The sequence below is a fragment of the Actinomycetota bacterium genome, from assembly GCA_013152275.1.
Classification (GTDB): domain Bacteria; phylum Actinomycetota; class Acidimicrobiia; order Spongiisociales; family UBA4744; genus BMS3Bbin01.
Window position 1 is genome coordinate 59,105 of record JAADGS010000023.1, and the last position, 6,047, is coordinate 65,151.

A 6,047-nucleotide genomic window follows, 5' to 3' on the forward strand; every position below is an offset into this window, starting at 1 on the left:
CTCCCTACCGTTTCCTCAGCCTCGGGTTGATGATCTCGTCCATCGCCCTTCCGACCAGGTAGAACGAACCGGCCAGGAGCGTCACCGACAGGCCTGCGGGAAAGAGCAGCCACCAGTAACTGGCGCTCGACAGCAGGTATCCCTGCGAGTTTGCCGTGTAGATCATGATCCCCCAGCTCATATTGATGTTCATCAATCCGAGGAAGGACAGTGTCGCCTCGATCGAGATCGCATCCGTGACCGAGAACATCATGTAGAGAAAGCTCAAGGGAAGCACATTGGGGATGATGTGCCGGAAGATCAGATGCATTCGCCCGCCCCCGGCTACACGGGCAGCGTCGATGAATGGCTTCACCGCCACCGAAAGGGCTTGAGACTTCAGGATGATGGCGGTGCCCCCGAAGCCGGACAGTAGTCCAATCATGATGGCGAGGTGGAGCAGCTGGAAGTGGATCAGCGCCGACAGCACGATCAAGATGGGCAGGAACGGCACGAGGATGATCAGGTCGGCAAGCCTCATGAACAGGGTGTCGACGATTCCCCCGAAGAACGCGGACACCGCGCCGACGGTCGTGGCTATTCCGACGGTGACGAGGGCCGCCACGATACCGAGCATGAATGCGGCGCGCGTGCTGAACATGAGCTGAGAGAGCACGTCACGGCCCAGTGGGTCCGTACCCAACAAATGGGCGCGCGATGGAGGCGCCGGCTGCAGCGTGATATCCATCGTGTCGCCCACCTTCAGCATCGGATTCAACAGGCGCGCGCTGAAGAGATCGATCTGTGTGTTCGTATCGGTGACCTCGTTGTCGGGAACGACCACTTTCTCTTGGAGAGGAGCGTCGTAGCCGATGACAGGGTCGTAGATGGTCGGGTTCCAGACGTACTTCATGAGAAGCGGATGAGAGAGCGCCGCGAGTCCGTAGATCATGATGATCGCGAGGCCGACCAGTCCGATCCGACTCTCGACGAAAGAGGACCAGCCGTTGCGGAATCCGCGCCAGGCGAGTCGGAGACGCACACGCCACAACGGCTCCTGGATCAGGTGAGGCGTCTCTGGGACCATCAGCCGGTCGGCCATCGTCAACCTCCGACTCGAATCCGTGGATCGAGGAACATGTACAGGATGTCGACCACCATGTGAGCGAGCAGCGCAAGGATCGCGATGAACGTGAACGCTCCGATGACGAGCGGGATGTCTTCGGCAAGCGCAGCGGTCAGCAGTGTCCGCCCCATGCCGGGCCAGGAGAAGACTTCTTCGGTGATCACGCCCCCACCGATCAGAAACGCAAGTCCGATCACGAGAGAGGTCGTTACCGGGAGTAAGGCGTTTCTGGCAGCGTGCTTGTCGCGGATCACCTTCGTCGACAGACCTTTCGCTCTGGCCGTCAGGATGTAGTCCTCACGCAGCGTTTCGAGCATCGAAGCTCTCGTCAGCAGCATCGTCCCACCGAATCCGATGAGCGACAGGGTGATCGTCGGCAGGATCAGATGATCGCCGATGTCGAGGGCGTACGGCAGCAGTACGCTCCACACGGTCATCCACCAGATGACCGTCGCACCTATGAAGACGATTCTGCCCGCCCAGATCACCCGCCTCCCGACGATCCGGTTGTGCCTTCTCCTCCCGATCATCTCGGTGATGACGAGCGCAGTGCCGAGCAGGGCGACGGTCAGCAACATCCTGTTGAAGACATAGTTGGCATTGAATGTATCCGGTTTGTCCAGCCATTTCTCGACCGTGAGGAACTTGCCGCCCGGAAAGAGCTTGAAGTCGAAGGAGAACGTTCGGATCATCAGGAGAGCGAACCACGGATAGAACACGGTCTGAAAGAAGACGCCCGTGACCGTTATCAGGTTCTCTCCCCGCTTCCCCCTCCGCCAGGCGAGGATCTTGCCGGATTTGAAACCCATCCAGAACGAGAGGAGTGTCGCGAAGACGAAGAGTGCGACGGTGCGGGGAATGCGTTCCTTGAGGATGTCCGAGACTTCCCGGGGGTATTCGGAGAAGGAAACACCGAGGTTTCCGGTCACGAAGTTCTGCATGTAGCGGACGTATTGGTCCCACGCCGATCCGGTGAGGCCGAGACGTTCCGCGTACTGCTGGCGCGCCTCCGGTGGGATCTTCGGATTGGAGAGGAACTGGTCGCTGATATCACCGGGCTGTGCCTGCAAGAGGAAGAAGGTTGCAGTGAGGAAGACGAAGAAGACGAGCACGTTCTGGAGCGTGCGCTTCCCGATGTACTTCAGCAATCTCTGCCTCCTCGCACGTCCTGCAGGCTGTGGGAGCTTAACACCGTCGAAAGGAGGGGAGGGCTCTCGCCCTCCCCTCCTTTCGCATTGTGTTGTCGGTTGCTCAGTCGCTCATCTTCACGGCGGCCGGCATACCGTTCAGGTTCGCCAATCCATCCAACACGTCCGTGAAGGGGAAGATCAGCTTGCTGTTGTACGCCTCGAGCACCGGTGTGGTGAACAGGACCAGATAGGGAAGATCCTTGACGATCTTCGCATCCATTGCCTGCACCGCCTTCTTGGCCTCGGGGATGGTCGTCGCTGCCAGGAACTCCTTCGCGAGTGCGTCGAAGTCGGCGTTGTTGTAGCCGGGGGTGTTGAACCCACCGTTCGCCGAGTCCTGCCATGAGGCGAAGAACGCTTCGTGGAAGTCCGGGAGTGCCGGGTTTCCGAGACCCCAACCAAGGATGTACATGTCCCAGTCCTTGGCCTTTTCACCTTCCGCGAAGACCTTGTCGACAATGACGTTGAAGCCGGTGGCGTTCGCCTTGACGGGAACACCCAGCCAACCGGCCCATTGGGCGATCCAGATCGAGGCCGTCGACCGCAGCGGGTCGTAGCCGGGTCCGGGAGCCAGCAGCTCTAGTTCCGGAACGAGCTTGCCGTCAGGATCTTTGAGTCCTGTACCGGTACCAGGAAGCAGGTTGCCTGCGGTGCTGTCGTCCCATGCGGGCTCGACATCCCAGGTGAAACCGGCGTCCTTGAAGTACTGGATGGCCTGATTGAAGCGCTCTTGCTCACTGAGGCCCTTACAGATCTGCTCCACGTTGGGATTTGCCCACGCGGTGTTCCCTTCCGGAACAAGGCTGTACGCCGGGATGATGGCTCCGCCAAGCAGGGTCTGAAGGAATTCCTTCTGTGTCAGGCAGGCGATGCCCTGACGGAATCCAAGGTACTTCATCGGTGTCTTACGCATGTTGAACGCCAGATACCGGAATCCGTTGGACGGGTTCGCGATCAGCGTCAACTCGGGCGAGTTGAGAACTTCGTTCTTCAACCCGGTGTTCAGTCCGATCGGGTTCAACATGAAGTCGATCTCACCGCTCTTGAGCGCCAGAATTGCCGCGTTCTGATCGGAGTAGATCGAGTAGATGACGTCCTTGGCGAACGGGCCCTCACTGTATTGAAGGGTCACGGTGCCGGTGCCGGAGCCGTCGTACTTCTCATCGAAGCCCTTGTCTGCGTTCGCCTGCTCGAACGTGCCATCGCTGTAGAACGTGTACTGCGTTCCGGCGTAGTAGGCCTTCGGGTTGGCGACGTTCTTGGCGTACGCCCCAGGCTCACGACTGTCATAGATGAATGCTCCGGCAGAGGGCTCGCCCTCGCCAGAAGCGGCATACAACGTCGTCGATGGATCGTCGGATGCTGCGGCCTCGTCTACGACCGACTGCCAGAAGTGCTGCGGCATGATCGGCATCAGGCCGATACCCATCTGCCACACGGCCAGGCCTGGCTGGCTCGAGAACGTGATCTTGACGGTGTAATCGTCGACTGCCTCGACGGTCTTGATGCCGTCGGCGGACTCGTCCACGTCCGTGGTCGCCGGGTCATCCGGCGAGTACAACGAAAGTGACCCGGCCCAGTTGCCGCCCAACTTGAAGTCGGGACCTGCGGTGTTGAACGTGAAGGCCACGTCCTTTGCGGTCACCGGCTCTCCGTCGGACCACAGGTAACCCTGGCGCAGTTGTTGCGTCACGACCCAGTCGTCGCCGACTTGTTCGGCGTTGTTCGGTTGTCCGGTCGCCAGGTCCGGCACGAGCTGCCAGGTCGGCGCCGCCAGGGTGAACAACCCCGGGTGTTGGTTTCCGAGGACGTATGCGTTCCAGACGGAAGCCTCAGGGTCCATATAGGCCCAGAAGTTGTCTGTCGTCAGATCCTCAAAAACACCAAGTTTGTATGTAAAGCCCGTCGCAGCCGGAGCAGCAGCCGTCGTCGTCGTCGCAGCCGGAGCCGCTTTCGTCGTCGTCGTCGCAGCCGCCGTCGTGCTGGTGGACTCTGTGGTGGTTCCCTGGCCGCAGGCTGTCGCGACGAGCGCAAGCAGCGCAACGACCGCGATCCACGTCCAGAGTCTCCGTGGTGTTCTCACAGTGCAACCCTCCGTAGGTCTTCCCAATACCTTCGCGTTCACCGGCGGAGAGCCCGCCCGAAGACAGCAACCCGTCGGGAACGCTACAGAGGTTAGCCCTCCCGCGACGCCGCGCCAACAGCCTGGGGCCAGGATCTGCCAGCTGCGTCATGCCCGTTTTCCGCAGCCTGGTGTCTCGGGGTCGAGGGATTCGCGGTGGAGTCCGCTCGCTGGTCCGGGGACTGCCGGTTCGGAGCGGGTTCGCCGCCAGGCTCGGGGACCCGTCCCGAGATAGGCTCGTGGACCGTATCCACTACTCGAAGAGATCCAGTCGAACTCTGTCGCGGAGTGTGCGGGGCCGTGTCGAGAACATCCGTTGCCCCGACAGCGCTCTGCGGGTTTGCTGGTCGGGGCCGACCGGTCGCGAAAGGACGCCGATCCTGGGTCCTCACGTCGGCCGACGCGGCCATGAATCGGCAGATACATCACTAGCCTGTGCGGGTGGGACGTATTGCCAACACCGTGCAACTTGCCAAGGCTTCGTGGCAGGTCCTCGAGGCCGACAAGGAACTGCTCCTGCTGCCCATCATGTCCTTCATCGCGACGAGCATCGTGGCGGCCACGTTCTTGGTGCCGATCTTCGTGGCGGGCGGCGTCGCAACGCAGGGGCTGAACGCAGTCGGCTTCATCATCTTCGCAGTCATGTATGTCTCTCTGGCGTTCGTGACGATCTTCTTCAACGCCGCCCTGGTGATGGCGGCCGACGAGCGACTGCGGGGTGGCGACCCGACTCTGAGGAGTGCTCTTCGAGGGGCTTGGCGGCACGTCGGGCGGATCTTGCCGTGGGCAATCGTGTCGGCCACCGTATCGGTCATCCTACGGGTGATCGAGGAACGGTCCAGCATGCTCGGACGGATCGTCGCAAGCATCTTCGGCGTGGCCTGGTCGATGGCCACGTTTCTCGTGATCCCGGTCCTCGTCATGGAAGACGTCGGGGTGGTCGATGCAGTTCGACGATCCGGCTCGCTGTTCAAACAGACGTGGGGGGAGAATGTGGCTGCTCAGGTCGGCTTCGGACTGTTGGGCTTCCTCGCCGCCCTCCCGGCGGTTGTCCTCGTTGCGCTGAGCGTCGGGGCCGGTGCAGGGCTTGTCGGGGTGGCCATCGTGGTTGGCGTGATGTGGGTCGTGACGGTTGCCGTGGTTTTGGCGTCGTTGAATGGCATCTTCCAGGCGGCGCTGTACCGCTACGCGGTGGACGGCCGGATACCCGGTGAGTATTTCTCTCATGAAGCGCTCTCCACCGCCTTCGCTCCCCGACGTCGCCCCGGTTTCACCGAAAGCGGCATCTAGGGGAAGACGGGGCGCCGCTATCTCCAGGATCTCCCGAACCGTTCCTCGGTAGATGCTCGGTATGACGGATCGGCTGGGATCTGCCGAACTCCCCGGCCGTCGATGCACTCGCCGGGCTCGGACCAAGCGATCGTCATGCTGGATTCTGTCGTCGGCCGATCGAGGAATGTTCTCGCGTCGAAGGCTTGTTCGGGGAGCCGAGCACCGGCATCTACCTCCCCGATGAGTGAGGCGACGGTGGCGAGCGCGTCCGCGGTGGCCTGCGATTCACCGACGGCCTCCAGGAGGGCTGTCGCCGTCAAACCCCCACCTTCGGCGGGGGTCGAGAACGATCACCGTC

Annotated in this window: 5 protein-coding genes; 1 reads left to right on the plus strand and 4 read right to left on the minus strand. The window is 61.5% G+C overall.

Annotation, left to right across the window (positions count from 1 at the left end; all coding sequences use genetic code 11):
- Nucleotides 1–4 precede the first annotated feature (4 nt).
- From GXP34_02700 to GXP34_02710, 3 genes are all read right to left on the minus strand, one after another.
- Nucleotides 5–1,066, minus strand: a complete 1,062-nt coding sequence (locus tag GXP34_02700) for an ABC transporter permease subunit (protein ID NOY54872.1) — start codon at nt 1,064–1,066, stop codon at nt 5–7.
- 17 nt (nt 1,067–1,083) lie between these two features.
- Nucleotides 1,084–2,253 (minus strand): ABC transporter permease, encoded by a 1,170-nt coding sequence (locus GXP34_02705; GenBank protein NOY54873.1) that lies wholly within the window; start codon nt 2,251–2,253, stop codon nt 1,084–1,086.
- Between the two features lie 103 nt (nt 2,254–2,356).
- Nucleotides 2,357–4,378 carry an ABC transporter substrate-binding protein gene (locus GXP34_02710; protein NOY54874.1) on the minus strand — a complete coding sequence of 674 codons (2,022 nt, stop codon included), beginning with the start codon at nt 4,376–4,378 and terminating at the stop codon, nt 2,357–2,359.
- A 480-nt stretch (nt 4,379–4,858) separates the two neighbouring features.
- On the opposite strand from GXP34_02710, the gene GXP34_02715 reads away from it, so the two are divergent.
- Complete coding sequence (locus GXP34_02715) at nt 4,859–5,707, plus strand: hypothetical protein (GenBank protein ID NOY54875.1); 849 nt, start codon at nt 4,859–4,861, stop codon at nt 5,705–5,707.
- A gap of 17 nt (nt 5,708–5,724) precedes the next feature.
- Here the strand turns inward: GXP34_02715 and GXP34_02720 are convergent, their stop codons facing one another.
- Entirely contained in the window at nt 5,725–6,009 is a 285-nt protein-coding gene (locus GXP34_02720) for a hypothetical protein (GenBank protein NOY54876.1), read from the minus strand.
- Nucleotides 6,010–6,047 lie beyond the last annotated feature (38 nt).

Excerpts from the sequence above, each read along its gene's own strand:
- GXP34_02700 (NOY54872.1), bottom strand. The coding sequence starts at position 1,066 with ATGGTCCCAGAGACGCCTCACCTGATCCAGGAGCCGTTGTGGCGTGTG.